The organism is Enterobacter sp. 120016 (assembly GCF_018383635.1).
GTDB classification, from domain to species: domain Bacteria; phylum Pseudomonadota; class Gammaproteobacteria; order Enterobacterales; family Enterobacteriaceae; genus Enterobacter; species Enterobacter asburiae_D.
Window position 1 is genome coordinate 832,865 of sequence record NZ_JAHAWC010000001.1, and the last position, 15,242, is coordinate 848,106.

General features: G+C 44.4%; 13 protein-coding genes. 1 reads left to right on the forward strand and 12 read right to left on the reverse strand.

The genetic code is table 11. The annotated features are described in order from the left end of the window. Nucleotides 1–5 precede the first annotated feature (5 nt). Nucleotides 6–986, reverse strand: coding sequence for an LPS O-antigen chain length determinant protein WzzB (gene wzzB / locus KIF87_RS04005; protein ID WP_213327958.1), 981 nt, complete (start codon nucleotides 984–986; stop codon nucleotides 6–8). Between the two features lie 192 nt (nucleotides 987–1,178). On the opposite strand from wzzB, the gene KIF87_RS04010 reads away from it, so the two are divergent. Further along, nucleotides 1,179–2,183: an NAD-dependent epimerase gene (locus tag KIF87_RS04010; RefSeq protein ID WP_213327959.1), complete on the forward strand. Its 1,005-nt coding sequence runs from the start codon at nucleotides 1,179–1,181 to the stop codon at nucleotides 2,181–2,183. A 52-nt stretch (nucleotides 2,184–2,235) separates the two neighbouring features. On the opposite strand, the gene ugd is transcribed toward KIF87_RS04010, so the two are convergent. The 11 genes from ugd to rfbC form a co-directional block, all read right to left on the reverse strand. Then, the gene (gene ugd / locus KIF87_RS04015; protein ID WP_213327960.1) at nucleotides 2,236–3,402 is read right to left on the reverse strand and encodes a UDP-glucose 6-dehydrogenase; all 1,167 of its coding nucleotides are present in this window, start codon (nucleotides 3,400–3,402) and stop codon (nucleotides 2,236–2,238) included. Nucleotides 3,403–3,628: 226 nt separating this feature from the next. Continuing rightward, nucleotides 3,629–5,035: an NADP-dependent phosphogluconate dehydrogenase gene (gene gnd / locus KIF87_RS04020; RefSeq protein WP_213327961.1), complete on the reverse strand. Its 1,407-nt coding sequence runs from the start codon at nucleotides 5,033–5,035 to the stop codon at nucleotides 3,629–3,631. 167 nt (nucleotides 5,036–5,202) lie between these two features. Next, a complete protein-coding gene (gene cpsG, locus KIF87_RS04025) occupies nucleotides 5,203–6,573 on the reverse strand; it encodes a colanic acid biosynthesis phosphomannomutase CpsG (RefSeq protein ID WP_213327962.1) in 1,371 nt (456 codons plus the stop codon). Nucleotides 6,574–6,591: 18 nt separating this feature from the next. Next, on the reverse strand, nucleotides 6,592–8,019 hold the full coding sequence (cpsB, locus tag KIF87_RS04030; protein WP_213327963.1) for a mannose-1-phosphate guanyltransferase: 1,428 nt from the start codon (nucleotides 8,017–8,019) through the stop codon (nucleotides 6,592–6,594). Between the two features lie 8 nt (nucleotides 8,020–8,027). Continuing rightward, nucleotides 8,028–9,137 (reverse strand): glycosyltransferase, encoded by a 1,110-nt coding sequence (locus tag KIF87_RS04035; protein ID WP_213327964.1) that lies wholly within the window; start codon nucleotides 9,135–9,137, stop codon nucleotides 8,028–8,030. Beyond that, the gene (locus KIF87_RS04040) at nucleotides 9,138–10,193 is read right to left on the reverse strand and encodes a glycosyltransferase family 4 protein (RefSeq protein WP_213327965.1); all 1,056 of its coding nucleotides are present in this window, start codon (nucleotides 10,191–10,193) and stop codon (nucleotides 9,138–9,140) included. After that, nucleotides 10,190–11,464, reverse strand: coding sequence for an oligosaccharide repeat unit polymerase (locus KIF87_RS04045; RefSeq protein WP_213327966.1), 1,275 nt, complete (start codon nucleotides 11,462–11,464; stop codon nucleotides 10,190–10,192). The genes KIF87_RS04040 and KIF87_RS04045 overlap by 4 nt, the downstream gene beginning before the upstream one ends. Before the next feature lie 17 nt (nucleotides 11,465–11,481). Further along, on the reverse strand, nucleotides 11,482–12,375 hold the full coding sequence (locus KIF87_RS04050) for a glycosyltransferase family 2 protein (protein WP_213327967.1): 894 nt from the start codon (nucleotides 12,373–12,375) through the stop codon (nucleotides 11,482–11,484). A gap of 18 nt (nucleotides 12,376–12,393) precedes the next feature. Next, nucleotides 12,394–13,851 carry a lipopolysaccharide biosynthesis protein gene (locus tag KIF87_RS04055; protein WP_213327968.1) on the reverse strand — a complete coding sequence of 486 codons (1,458 nt, stop codon included), beginning with the start codon at nucleotides 13,849–13,851 and terminating at the stop codon, nucleotides 12,394–12,396. 2 nt (nucleotides 13,852–13,853) lie between these two features. Then, complete coding sequence (locus tag KIF87_RS04060; RefSeq protein ID WP_213327969.1) at nucleotides 13,854–14,678, reverse strand: NAD-dependent epimerase/dehydratase family protein; 825 nt, start codon at nucleotides 14,676–14,678, stop codon at nucleotides 13,854–13,856. Beyond that, complete coding sequence (gene rfbC / locus KIF87_RS04065; RefSeq protein WP_213327970.1) at nucleotides 14,671–15,231, reverse strand: dTDP-4-dehydrorhamnose 3,5-epimerase; 561 nt, start codon at nucleotides 15,229–15,231, stop codon at nucleotides 14,671–14,673. Before rfbC ends, KIF87_RS04060 begins: the two co-directional genes overlap by 8 nt. Nucleotides 15,232–15,242: the final 11 nt, after the last annotated feature.

Here is a 15,242-nt window from a genome sequence, read left to right on the forward strand (position 1 = left end):
TAAAATCAGGCTTTTGGTTTGTAGTTGCGTAATGCGTTGCGCACCAGAACCACACTGGAACCAAGCATCACGCCCAGCAGTACGGCAAGAATAAGAGTAATCGCTTTTTTCGGGCTGTCACGACGAACAGGGAGTTCCGGCTTCATGACATAACGGTAAACGTGGATTGTATCCGGGTTCACATTGAGATTCTGGATGTCCAGCAGGTTTCGCTTGGTCTGGTAATAGGCTGTTGGGAAGACCAACGGACGAGAAGCTTCATTGTCAATCATCGATTTCAGCCCCTCGCTGCCCAGCAGAAACATCGTTTCCTGAGTCACCTCCTGGGTCTGCTGGACCTGCGGCGAGGTAATTTTTGCTGCTTCAGCGTTCTTCAGTGCCTCAGCAATCTGTTTGATACGCAGATCTTTTTGCTCCTGAGCGACCTTCTCCTGGTTTTGCAGAGAATCATTCAGGGTCTTTATCTGCTCTTTAATGTTGTCATTAAGGTCAGCAGCAAGTTCTTTCGCCGTTTGCTCATCAACCTGCTGGATGAACTGCGCCAACTGCTTTTGCGCGGCTTCTGCAGATGTACTGGTATAGGATACAATCAACGGGAGCGGCTGCTCATTAACCGAGGGCTCAATGGTCAGTTTTTCAGGCTCAGCCTGATTTTCAAGTGCCTGCGATAATGCCGAGAATGAGGAGCTAAAACGACCAATAGCGCGCGTTTGGTTGTCAAGCATAGAAGGTGCTGCGCTACCATAAAGGATATTCAATGCATTGGAATAGCTGGCAATCTGAGCCGCATCAGGTTGCGCAATAATCGCACTTGAGGTCCATTTTTCCTTTGCGACCGATAAATATCCAATTGCCAGGGCGATAGAAACAACAACAAAGGCTGCTATCACCCACTTCCCACGCCACAGCTGCAGCACTAAATCAAGTAAATCAATTTGCTCAGGGTCATTGCTTCGGCTGACCTGGCTATTGTTGTTTTGCGTCATACAATCCCTAACAGATGAAAAAGGGCAAACATAATTTTGTTTGTATAGTTTATCTATTACTGGCGATTTTTCTATAAGAATCCGATGAGTAATATCGGAAAGATGGGTTATGTAACTTACATCCTTCGCGCTATCATAGACGCTATGTGATGCGCTATGGCATCTGTCAGAATAGGTTTTATGAGGGAAGCTATGAAATTTTTAGTCACGGGTGCCGCAGGTTTTATCGGTGCGAACGTCAGTAAACGCCTTCTTGAGGCCGGTCATCAGGTTGTTGGTATCGATAACCTCAATGAATACTACGATGTCAATCTGAAGCTGGCACGCCTGGAACTGTTAAAATCTGAGAGTTTCACCTTCCACAAGCTAGAATTAGCCGACCGCGAAGGTATGGCCGCACTTTTCGCTGGTGAGAAGTTTGATCGTGTGATTCATCTGGCCGCGCAGGCCGGCGTACGCTACTCCCTGGAAAACCCTCACGCGTATGCGGATGCCAACCTTATCGGCCATCTCAACGTGCTGGAAGGCTGCCGCCATAATAACGTTCAGCACCTGCTGTATGCCTCATCCAGCTCCGTTTATGGCCTCAACCGCAAGATGCCCTTCTCCACCGATGATTCCGTGGATCACCCGGTCTCACTCTACGCCGCGACCAAAAAAGCCAATGAGCTGATGTCGCACACCTATTCGCATCTGTACAACTTGCCGACCACCGGCCTGCGCTTCTTTACCGTATACGGTCCGTGGGGACGCCCGGACATGGCCCTGTTTAAGTTTACTAAGGCGATGATTGAGGGCAAAAGCATTGATGTCTATAACTACGGTAAGATGAAGCGCGACTTTACGTACATTGATGATATCGCTGAAGCCATTATTCGTCTGCAGGATGTTATTCCCCAATCTGACACAAACTGGACCGTTGAGACCGGCTCCCCGGCTGCCAGCTCAGCGCCTTACCGTGTTTACAACATCGGTAACAGTTCGCCAGTAGAACTGATGGATTACATCACCGCGCTGGAAGACGCGCTGGGTAAAAAAGCAGAGAAAAACATGCTGCCTCTTCAGCCAGGCGATGTTCTGGAGACGAGTGCCGATACCCAGGCGCTTTATGAAGTAATCGGATTTAAACCGCAAACCTCGGTTAAAGACGGGGTGAAGAACTTCGTTGACTGGTACCGCGATTTCTACAAGGTCTGAAAATAAAAAACCCGGCAATTAAGCCGGGTTTTTTACAGGATAAAGCAGAGAATCAGTCGCTACCAAACAGATCGCGGGTATAAACCTTATCCGCCACGTCAGCCAGCTCTTCCGCCATGCGGTTTGAAATGATGACATCAGCTTCTTTCTTAAAGGCATCCAGATCGCGGATCACCCGGGAATTGAAGAACTGATCGTCCGGCATAGCTGGCTCATAGATGACAACCTCAACCCCTTTCGCCTTAATGCGCTTCATGATCCCCTGAATGGATGAGGCGCGGAAGTTATCGGAGCCACTCTTCATAATCAGACGGTACACGCCGACCACTTTCGGTTGACGCGCAAGGATGGAATCGGAGATGAAGTCTTTACGTGTACGGTTAGCATCAACAATCGCAGAAATGAGGTTATTCGGCACAGCCTGATAGTTTGCCAGCAGTTGCTTCGTGTCTTTTGGCAGGCAATAGCCACCGTAGCCAAATGAAGGGTTGTTGTAGTGGTTGCCAATGCGCGGATCGAGACACACTCCTTCAATAATCTGGCGGGTATTCAGTCCAAGACTTTCTGCGTAGCTGTCCAGCTCATTGAAATAAGCCACTCGCATTGCCAGGTAGGTATTCGCGAAGAGCTTAATCGCCTCAGCTTCAGTGGAGTCGGTAAACAGCACCTGAATATCTTTCTTCACTGCGCCTTCCTGAAGCAGCGCAGCAAAACGTTCAGCGCGCTCAGAACGTTCGCCAATGACGATTCGCGAAGGATGGAGGTTATCGTAAAGCGCTCTGCCCTCACGCAGGAATTCCGGCGAGAAGAAGATATTATCAATACCAAACTTTTCTTTAATGGATTTGGTAAAACCGACGGGAATCGTTGACTTAATGACCATCACCGCATCAGGGTTGATCGCGATAACGTCTTTGATCACCGCTTCTACAGTTGAGGTGTTGAAGTAGTTGGTTTTAGGATCGTAGTCAGTAGGCGTCGCAATGATGACGTAATCCGCATTGCGGTATGCATCTTCTTTATCTGTCGTGGCGCGGAAATTCAGCGTTTTATTGCTGAGATAGTCCTGGATTTCTTTATCCACAATCGGCGATTTTTTCTGATTGAGCATATCCACTTTGGCCTGCACGATATCCAGCGCAACCACTTCATGATTCTGAGCAATCAGAATGCCGTTAGAAAGACCGACATACCCTGTTCCGGAGATTGTTATTTTCATTCGCTAATGACTTCTGTGAGTTAACTGTACTGATGGCCGCCAGACCATCGCGATAAACATAACTGTTGGGCTTTGTACCTCCTGGCAAACTGAACTGTCAAGGCAAACCAGGAGTAATCACTACGAGCGGGCCGAGATTCAGACTACTTCGAATAACGGGCGACATTTTTTGCATAAAAAAACCCGGAGACAGGCTCCGGGTTTTGATTACAGCGAGTAAGCTAACTTATTCCATCCATTCGGTATGGAACACGCCTTCTTTATCGGTACGTTTGTAAGTATGCGCACCAAAGTAGTCACGCTGTGCCTGAATCAGGTTAGCAGGCAGAACAGCCGCACGGTAGCTGTCGTAGTAGGCGACTGCAGCCGAGAAGGTCGGAACCGGGATACCGTTCTGGACAGCGTAGGCAACCACGTCACGCAGCGCCTGCTGATATTCATCCGCAATTTTCTTGAAGTACGGTGCCAGCAGCAGGTTAGCGATACCGGCATTTTCAGCATAGGCATCGGTGATTTTCTGCAGGAACTGCGCACGAATGATGCAACCCGCACGGAAGATCTTCGCGATTTCACCGTAGTTCAGGTCCCAGTTGTTCTCGTCTGACGCCGCACGCAGCTGAGAGAAGCCCTGCGCGTAAGAAACGATTTTACCTAGGTACAGTGCACGACGCACTTTTTCAACGAATTCGGTTTTATCACCAGCTGGTTTGGCCTGTGGGCCAGACAGCACTTTAGATGCCGCGACGCGCTGCTCTTTCAGGGAAGAGATGTAACGCGCAAACACGGATTCGGTGATCAGAGACAGCGGTTCGCCCAGATCCAGAGAGCTCTGGCTGGTCCATTTACCGGTACCTTTGTTCGCTGCTTCATCCAGAATCACATCAACCAGGTATTTACCCTCTTCATCTTTTTTCGTGAAGATATCTTTGGTGATGTCGATCAGGTAGCTGTTCAGCTCGCCTTTGTTCCACTCGGTAAAGGTTTCAGCCAGCTCTTCATTAGAGAGGTTCAGCCCACCTTTCAGCAGGGAATAAGCTTCAGCAATCAGCTGCATGTCGCCGTATTCGATACCGTTGTGCACCATTTTCACATAGTGACCTGCACCGTCCGCACCGATATAGGTTACGCAAGGCTCACCATCTTCAGCCACGGCTGCGATTTTGGTCAGGATAGGCGCAACCAGTTCGTACGCATCTTTCTGGCCGCCAGGCATGATAGATGGGCCTTTCAGAGCGCCCTCTTCACCACCGGAAACACCGGTACCGATGAAGTTGAAGCCTTCTGCAGACAGCTCACGGTTACGACGAATGGTGTCCTGGAAGAAGGTGTTACCGCCATCAATGATGATGTCACCTTTTTCGAGGTAAGGCTTCAGGGAGTCGATAGCTGCATCGGTACCTGCGCCCGCTTTCACCATTAACAGGATACGACGAGGCGTTTCCAGAGACTCAACGAACTCTTTCACCGTATAGAAAGGAACCAGTTTCTTGCCTGGGTTCTCGGCAATAACTTCTTCGGTCTTATCACGGGAGCGGTTGAAAACGGAGACGGTATAACCACGGCTTTCGATGTTGAGCGCCAGGTTGCGCCCCATCACTGCCATACCGACAACGCCGATCTGTTGCTTGGACATTACATACTCCTGTCAGGTGTGGTCACCACGGCTTATGCGCGGCTTGAAATGTGGTTGAGATGTTAACTCAGTATTAGGTGACATGAATAGCTTTTGCTGATCTATGTCACACTGATTGCACAATCCAGGTACAGTCAAGCCGCCAGAAATACGCTGGCGGCCGACCCTCACTTCCTGAGCAAAGCCAGAATTTCTTGTGTCTTCTCTTCCATCAGCGCCGTATCAGCACGGGATTCCACGTTCAGGCGCACCACCGGCTCGGTGTTGGACGAGCGCAGGTTGAAGCGCCACTGCGGGAACGCCATGCTGATGCCGTCCGTACGGTCAATTTCCAGCGCGTGAATCGCAAAGTGCTGTTCCACGCGGGCAATGGCCTCGGCTGGCTCCGCCAGCTTGCTGTTGATCTCCCCGCTCGCCGGGAACGCCGCCATACGGTCGCGCACCAGCTCGCCCAGCGTCTGCCCCTTCAGGCACAGCAGCTCGGTCACCAGCAGCCACGGGATCATCCCGCTGTCGCAGTAGGCAAAATCACGGAAGTAGTGGTGGGCGCTCATCTCGCCGCCGTAGATGGCGTCTTCTTCGCGCATGCGCTCTTTGATGAAGGCGTGGCCGGTTTTGGACATCACCGGCGTGCCGCCTGCCGCTGACACCACGTCGACGGTGTTCCAGGAAAGCCGCGGGTCATGAATGATTTTCGCGCCCGGGTTTTTCTCGAGGAACGCTTCCGCCAGCAGGCCGACAATGTAGTAGCCCTCGATGAACTGCCCTTTCTCGTCGAACAGGAAGCAGCGGTCGAAATCGCCGTCAAAGGCGATACCCATGTCCGCGCCGTGCTCAATCACCGCGTTGCGGGTGTCGTCGCGGCACTCCGGCAGCAGCGGGTTAGGGATACCGTTCGGGAAGTTGCCGTCCGGGGTGTTGTGCACTTTAATGAAAGTGACCGGCACGTTCAGCGCCTTAAAGCGCGCTTCGAGGGCATCCACCACCGGGCCGGCCGCGCCGTTACCGGAGTTAATCACCAGCTTCAGCGGCTTGAGGTTCGCCACGTTGATGTAGCCCAGCAGGTGGTCGATGTAGTCTGTCTGCAGGTTGATTTTTTTGTAGCTGCCGCGCTTCGCGTCGTTCACCGGCGGGAAATCGTTGGCTTCTGCCAGGCGCTGCACGTCGCGCAGGCCGGTATCGCCGCTGATAGGACGGGCGCCCTTGCGCACCAGCTTCATGCCGTTGTAGTCCATCGGGTTGTGGCTGGCCGTCACTTCGATACCGCCGTCCACGCCCAGGTGGAAGGTGGCAAAATAAATCTCTTCGGTCCCGGAAAGGCCGATATCCAGCACGTCCACGCCCGCGTCCTGCAGCCCTTTCGCCAGAGCCAGCTTCAGCGACTCGCTGGTCAGACGCACGTCGCCGCCCAGCACGATGGTCTGCGGTTTTAAATATTCGCCGTACGCGCGGCCAATGCGCCACGCGATGTCTTCATTCAGCTCTTCGCCCAGCCTGCCGCGAATATCGTAGGCTTTAAAACAGGTTAATTTTTCCATGATAATTTTACCGTAATCTCAAACACGACCATACCTGTCAGCAAAACGTACAATATCATCCTCCCCAAGATAAGAACCTGAGCGAACCTCAATCAATTCTAAAGGGATCTTTCCAGGGTTTTCCAGACAGTGTGTCGCCCCAACAGGAATATAAATAGACTCATTTTCACCGAGAAGTTTTGTTTGCTCGTTAATAGTCACTTGTGCAGTTCCCGCGACGACAATCCAATGCTCCGCACGATGGTGATGCATCTGAAGAGAGATACCTTCGCCCGGCTTTACGGTCAATCGCTTAACCTGATAGCGGCTTCCCGTATCAATCGAGTCATATTTACCCCAAGGACGATAAACTTCACGGTGAGTATGATGTTCGTGACGGCCGTCTGCTTTGATCGATTCGACAATTTTCTTCACATCCTGTACGGCGTTACGATCGGCAATCAATACAGCATCCTTGGTCTGAACAACGACCAAATCTTTCACTCCAACAGTAGTCAATAGCCCGGATTCAGAATACAGGAAGCTATTTTCGGTATTGCAGGACAATACATCACCTGTAACGACGTTACCCTCTGCCGTCTTATGACTAATGTCCCAAAGCGAAGACCAGGAGCCGACATCACTCCAGCCTGCATCCATTGGCACAACAACAGCATCTGAAGTCTGTTCCATCACAGCATAATCAATCGACTCATCAGGACAAGCCCTGAAAGCTTCCTCGTCAACGCGAATAAAGTTCAGGTCAGGATCAACAGCGCTCATTGCCTTTTCGCACGCCTCAAGAATATCCGGACGATATTTTTTCAGTTCCTCGAGATAGCGATCTGCGCGGAAGAGGAACATCCCACTGTTCCAGTAGTATTCACCGCAGGCAACATAGGCTTCTGCCGTTTCAAGATTAGGTTTCTCAACGAATTGCGCGACCTCGAATGCATCGGCATGCTCAACATCATCGCATGGAACACCTCGACGAATGTAACCATAGCCAGTCTCTGGTTTATGTGGGACTATGCCAAACGTCACAAGCTGTCCATTTTCAGCATAAGGTAGCGCCTTCCGAACTGAATTACGAAACGCTTCTTCATCCTGTATTACGTGATCGGCGGCCAGAACCAGCATAAGCGCATTGCCCTCGTGCTGGGCACGAACAGCAGCAAGTGCAGCCAACGCAATCGCCGGAGCAGTATTACGACCAACCGGTTCGAGAATGATATTCTCAGTGAGTTTACTCATCTGGCGCAGTTGCTCGGCAACGATAAAGCGGTGCTGTTCGTTACAAATAACGACGGGGCTTTCGCATTCAATGCCCTGTAATCGGTTAATCGTCGCTTGTAACATTGTCAGTTCACCTTCCAGACAGAGAAATTGCTTTGGATAGAGAACACGAGAAAGCGGCCATAAACGACTACCGGAGCCTCCGGCCATAACAACAGGAAATAATGACATGATTGCACTCACTTTAATGATGAATATAAATTCATTATATTCTTAACCATCAACTCTTTAGTAAACATAGTATCAAATCTGGCCTTCGCGCCTGTACTATACGTCTCACTGCTTTGAATAACTGTAACTATTCCTTTTGCAAGCGCTTTGGCATCATTAGGCTCAACAACGATGCCAGTCTCGTTGTGCTGATTAACCCAAGCCACACCACTTCGAGGAATATTAGTCGACACAAGCGGTCTGGAAAAACTCATAGCTTCCAATTGAACTACACCAAAAGCTTCAGATTCATGAATAGATGGCAGACAAAAAACATCACATGCTTTGTAATAAGAAGCCAAATCCGAATAATTGATACTACCAAGAAGAATTACTTTGTCTGACAATCCATCATTAGCAATTTTTTGCTTTAATGTATCAATTAATGGACCAGTACCACCAATAAGAACAATGTAATCTTCAGGAAGTTCCTTCGCAGCATCAATCAGATATTCCATACCTTTATAGTAAACAAGACGTCCCAAAGAAAAAATTATTTTTTTATTTTGATAACGCTGCTTGATACTTTTTTCAAGGTCCTCATTCAGTGGCATAACACGGGTATCAACCCCAATTGGAATACAAACAATTTTATCCTGATAAGGCTGCAAAGTTGGAGAGGACTGCCCATAAACAGGGCTAGTAACAATAATACTGGTACACTTATCTAAAATCCATTTTTGTAACGGGGCAAAAAGCATCAATAGTTTTTTTTGCTTAACAATATCGCTGTGCCAATGGAGAACGATCTTCCCTTTGGGAGGGAATAAAAAGAGTGCCAACACAGCCAGTGGATTTGGAAGATGAACATGGATAACATCATAATTATTTCTTATCATTCTCCAGCGGGATATTAAGGAAAATGATAACGGTGTCGAAAAAAGCTGTGCAAACAATTTCTGACGGTAAACTTTATAACGGAGTTTATCGTCATTTTTTCTTTCTCCAATCGGATCAACACAGAGTACATCAACAGGTTGGTCATTACTTTTTGCGATACCTTCACTTATATCGAATGCTACCTGTTCGATTCCACCATGTACTGGAGGGTAAAATTTACTAAACTGTAAAACCTTCATTCAAATATTCCTTTGAGAGATCACATCCATAAGTTTCGATGCAACATCACGTACGTCAAATTGTTCCAGCCTACGATATCCATTACGAATCAATACAGGACTGAGCTCATCATAATTTTCAATCAATTCACGTAACTTAGCACTAAAATCTGCTGAGTCCTCTGGATTAAAATAATATGCCGCATCACCACAAACTTCAGGGATACTTGCGCGGTCAGAAGCCATTACAGGACAACCGCGTTGCATTGCTTCCAGAGGAGGAAGTCCGAAACCTTCATATAGTGACGGATAGACAAAAATTGAAGCGTCTCTATATTTTAACTCTAAATCGTCATCTGATAGATAGCCACAGAATACAATGTTCTCATGCTGTGAAAAAGTCACTTTTGAGAAAGCAGCCCCTAACCCTCCCACCACGATGAGTTTATAATCTTCGATTTTTGAATTCAAAAAAGCATTAATAACAAATTCGATATTTTTTCTCGGTTCTAAGGTACCAACCAATAAAATCTCTTTATGCTTAACCTTTTCATTTTCAATATAATTCTTGAGGTTAATAGATGTATCCACGGAATTTGGCAATACAGTGATCTTATCTGGATCTACCGCCAGATACTTCTCTATCTCTGATTTTGAAAAGTCACTAACCGTAAAAATACCTCTCGCGATTCTCGACTGAATGGCATAGTTAACTTTGTATACAGCACGATATAAAAAACGGAACCACTTTGGATATGCGTATAATGACATATCATGGATAGTAAAGTAACAGTTCTTGTAAAACGCAGGCGATAACCCAGTGAAGCAGAGCAGTAACGGACTACCGACGCTTCTTAGATAACGAGGTAACTCGATTTGTTCCCAGAAGTGGCCGTTACGATTTCCTATTTGAAGGATATTAAATTCCTTCCTCCATTTGTCATCAATGAGGTCAGTTTTCGGTGTTAAAAAACAGATATCAGGAACGTGTTTAACGAGTTCCCGACATAGTACCAATGCATATTGCTGTACACCAGTTTTACGTTGAGTCAAAAATCTCGCATTAATATAGATCATTTATTACTCGGCATTCTGTAGATGTAACACTGAAACATAAAGAAGGAATAAAAAAGGATAAATCTAAAAGGTAATGTAAAGAGCATCGAAGCAACAATATACATTAGAATGATAAAGTGATTCTTATTTGCTTTAAGTCTGGCTGACAATAAACATATACTTAGGACAAATATGAGTAAGCCCGGTAGGCCGAAAGTTAAAATAATAAAACTTAAGACATCTTTAGGGGCGAAACTTTCATAGGCATTGGGATCCAACGAAGATAAATAAGATCTCATTTCATTACAGTTTACGTCCAAACCAGAAAGAGCCTGACAATAGTCATGTATAAAAGGTGATAGCGTGCTCTTGAAACCATATACTCCACTGCCAAGTGGATAATCACTAAGATGCCATATGCTGACAATTGGGAACCCCAGACGAGTGACATACGTCATCGTTGCAGAATTTGACAAATGAGCTGCAATGAGTGCAAAAAGGTCATAATAGATGAACGCAAGACTGACAAAAAGAACAATAAAAGATAACGGAATGAGCTGGTATGTATAATTATAAAAGCCCTTAACCTTGAAGAAATAAACTAGCCCAAGGAGTACTGGAATTATCAGGAATGAAAATTTAGCACCTGAAATATAGGTGGTAATGGCAAACATACACGCCAGAATTAGTCTGTACTTTTGATTAGACAACATCACCATCAAGAACATTAAGCCATAAAAATAGCCATTTAAACTCGGCTCTGCAAAAGTACCTGCAAAGCGAAAATTTTCATCATATAACCAAGCCCCACCTAATATTTTAACATGAAAACCAAACTTTGCCATGATGTAAAGTATCAGCGCGACACCAAGAAATAAACTCGATATCTTGACACTAAAACTATATATCTCAAAGTTACGTTCAAGTTCTTTAGCATAACTGAATATAACAAACCATAAGAGCATATTTAGTAAAAGCGCGAAGGTTTTATCATATTCAGCACCATGATAGAATGCACCTAGCGCAGCACCAATGAGAAGGATAAAGGCAAAAAAGAGTATCTTTGCAAGGTTAAGACTGCGAATCCTGAAAAGTACGAGCAATACGATTACAAGGATGATCTTTAGGCCAAAATCAGCAATACTTGAAAGGCCTTTCATTAAACCAATCTGAGAAAAGTCGACACCACTAAAAAGTGAATTAATTAATAATAGTCCAACAAGTGATTTGACAATAAAAGTTGTCGATAAATTATAGTTATTTACAAGTGTGCTACTGGAAATTTCGCTCACCTTAACCTCTTAGTTATTTATTTTTTTAACATTAGTCCGTCGATAATCCCTCTAACAAAAGCCTTATAGACATTATATGGCGTTCTGCGACAAAGTGGATAAACCAACCGGGTTACAATGGTAAAGAAAACGCTAATAATATAATAAGGAGCCTCAATATTTTTTCTGGCAAAAAATATTCGGTTCCTTGTCAAATAATATGCGCCGAATAGACTTAACCCCCCCCCAGTAGAAGTACTAACCTTATGAAACACTAGAGGCTCATTAATAATTCTAACCCGGGTGCCCGCTATGTTTGCACGATAGAGAAAATCAGTATCATCGTAATAAGCAAAGTAACGAGCATCCATCATACCTATAGTGGCAAACACCGAAGCATGCACAAGCAAAAAACATGTTGGTGCGTAATCGCACTCTTTTGGAATATTAGCACAAACATCATCGTAGTCGGCTCCCTCAAAAAGATGAGGGGCGATAGCTTTTTTCTTATTAAAAAATGAACCTGCGTACCAGACTTTTTTTTCTGGATAACTGAATATTACTGGTGAAACAAGTTTGTATTGTCCTTCCTCAGCAACACTCATCATTTTGCTGAGAGTATCTTCCTGTTCAAAAAGCAAGTCGTTATTTGTGAGCAATATATACTCACACCCATCTTTTAAAGCTTGTTCAATACCTTGGTTATTGGCCTGCGCAACCCCAACATTATTTCCTTCATTATTAATATAGGTGTAATTTATATCTTTCTCTAAAAGAATTTCTCGCGTTAAGTTAAAAGAATCCTGATTTGTACTGTTATCTACAATATAAAGATGCTTGTTCTGATAATTTTGTTTTTCAACACTCGAATAAAAGTCAGGCAGCACACCTGGAGAATTGAACAAAACAGTAACGAGTCCAACTTTTTTCACACTTTCACCATAGAAATATTAGTATTGATTTAACAGATTCTTGATGCTTTTTATTTGTTTTATTATGAAGACAGTAAATACAGATATAAAAGCAACCTGGATGCCATAAACAACATAATGGATAGTTACCGACTTAGTCATCACCAGACTGACCAGGCAGAAGGCTATCATCACAGGTATTATCAGAAACGAGACAAATATTAATTTTGATTTATATTCAGCTTCAGCCTGATACTTACATGCGTAAACAGCCATGATTAATACGCCTGAAATAAACGTCGAGTAGGCAATTCCAATGGCGCCAAATATACGAACAAAGTAAATCGACAACGCAAAGTTCAATATTCCTTCGAGCACCGGTAGCCAGGCAATTGACAATTGTTTGCCGTAGGCGACTAACATAAGCCCGTAGGGCGCTGCAATCATTCGAATAAGATAAGCCGCAAGCAGCAAAGAAAACATAACGTGCAAGTTTGTCGCTTGCTGATATCCCAGCCAGACGCCAAGGATATGTACAGAGGCAAACCAGGCAATAAAGACGCCAATAAAGACAATCATCGAGAAAAGGAAGATAAGTTTGTTGACCAGAAGTTCAACATGCTGATTATTCCCGTGATTATGCATCCTTATCATGGGTTGAATTATAGGATTAATCATGGCTCCCAAAATTCCCACCCCAGCATTAACAAGTGTCATTAATACGGCAAACCCAGCGAGTTCCTGAAATGAGTATTTACCGACGGTAAAGGTGCCTATACCGGAAATTAAGAACTGGGCGATATTCCATACTAAGAGTCCGCTGAAAAAGACAACTATGGTTCGAAATAAATTTTTATCCAGCGATAACTTTGTTCTTTGAGATGTATTTTTAAATTTATATAAAATATAAAAAGTAATTTGATTAAAACTGTTTATTGCAAAATAAACCCATGCAATAACATCGAGACCATGGTGAACAAGCAACAGAATCGACGTACCCAAAATCACTTTAAAAAATATATTTATGCCAGCGGTAATATCATTGCGTTCTATACCAGTGAAATAACCGACGAAGGGTGAGAATACATTATTAATGACGAACGAACTGCCAATTAATATAAGAATTTGTCTAGCATTAGCACTAGTTTCTGAAACTTCAGGGAAAAATGAAAAAAAGAACTTTGCTAAAACGAAGATCCCGCTCAAACATACCACACTGAGCAGTAACGAAAAAAGCAATGACTGATGCATTGCCATTTGAAGTTTCTGTGGATTACTTAAATGAAGGGCGACAAAACGCCCTACCGTAACCTGAAGACCAATTCCAAAAATGCCAATCAAAACCCCAACCTGAAGAGTAAGGGACCAAATCGAAAAATCTACCTTTGAAAGATTATGTAGTAAAACTGGAGATATAACTATTCCAAGAATTACATTTGAGAAGCCATTTATTATATTAGATAAAGAGTTTTTAAGTAACCGCTTAAACCCACTCATATTTATCTCGCCAGTTCTTCTTTATAACTAGCTATCATAATTTTCAAATCATCAAGCACATGTTGTGGTTTATAATCCGGAATTTCATTAGTTAATTTACTTATGCTGGTAACAGGAAACTCTTCACGAGGAAAATTACCGTCATGCCAGTTAACTTTACAAGCTGTCTCTTTTTCAATGACATCAGCGATTTGTTTAGCTGTGACGTTAAATCCAGATGCGACATTGTATATTTTTTTATTGGCATTTTTGTTTTCAGCCAACCACACACATGCTTTAGCGACATCATTGACCGAAACATAGTCCTTAGCATATTCAGGTGCAACAAACATGTTGATTTCACCATTATTAATGGCATGACGGATAATTGACGGCAAGAATAATGTACTATTGAGCGCTAAACCATAGACATTGCTTGGTCGAACCACAGTAACATCACGTTCGCTCTTAAGGCACAGCTCCTCAGCTACCAGTTTGGTCAGATTAAAAAGCTTCCTGTTATCATCCGCTGTTACTACCAGATCGTCAGTTTCATTCGCGCTATAATGGTTCATATAAACTCGAGTTGAGGATATATATACCAGCTTTTCAAACTGTGCATCCTGCAGTAACTTTGCCAACAAGACCGTATTTGCTTCCAGCACAGAAAAATAGCTTTTTGCACAATCACCATTGCCAGCACAATAAATGACTTTGCCCAACTCACCATTGAGGGAATTGCAGCTATTACGATCAGGGACAACGACATCATGCCCTTGCTCTTTAAGCAAGGTAACGATATGTGAACCAATAAAACCGTTACCACCAATAATTGTATACTTAGCCATTTGTCCAGCCTTTAAGAATCTGTTCTTTGATACTTTCAAGTGAAGGTAAAATACAATCTTTAGCAGAAACCACAGGATTCGAAACTGGCCATTCAATACCCAGTTCTGGATCGTTCCAGATAAGACCACCTTCATCGGTTGGATCATAATAATCTGTGCATTTGTATTGGAAACTAGCAGTATCACTTAATACACAGAAACCATGAGCGAAACCAGGAGGAATATAAAACTGAAGAAAATTATCTTCGGATAGAATGACTGAATGATGCTGACCAAATGTTGGTGACTCTGGGCGGAGATCAACAGCCACATCAAAAACAGAACCCTGGGTTACTGAGACTAGCTTACCCTGAGGCTTTGTTTTCTGAAAATGAAGCCCGCGCAGGACATTTTTCGTCGATTTAGAACGGTTATCCTGAACAAAGTCCAGACCAAATCCTAATTCCTGGTAACGTTTTTTCTGATATACTTCGAAGAAATAGCCACGTTCGTCACCAAAAACTTTAGGTTCAATAATCACAGCATCTTTTAAGGGCGTTTCAATAATTTTCATACGTTTTTAGT